The 243-nt window shown below is 75.3% G+C and carries 1 pseudogene; it reads right to left on the bottom strand.

Features of this window, described 5'->3' with window-relative positions:
• Positions 1-243, bottom strand: a pseudogene (locus ACEN88_RS36105) (hypothetical protein); the annotation flags it as partial.

The raw sequence follows: 243 nt of genomic DNA, 5'->3' as shown, positions 1-243 counted from the left end.
GTCGACGAGGCCGATGCGCACGGCGTCTCCCTCGCCGGCGCGAACGCCGCCCGCCGCCCCGCTGCCCGTGTAGACATGATTGAAATCGTAGCTGCCGTCCGGATCGATGGCGCGCAGGCGCTCGACCATGGCCGCGGTCGACGCACCGGCCGGCAGGCGCAGCACCACCATGCGCTCGCCCAGCCCGGGCAGCACCTCGTCGCGCACGACCGCCGCGCCCGCGTCACGCGCCGCCTGCAAGGC

The sequence above is a fragment of the Massilia sp. CT11-108 genome, from assembly GCF_047302915.1.
Lineage (GTDB): Bacteria > Pseudomonadota > Gammaproteobacteria > Burkholderiales > Burkholderiaceae_D > Telluria > Telluria orientalis.
Note: the sequence above shows the minus strand (reverse complement) of the source record. Positions and strands in the feature narration are given on the sequence as shown.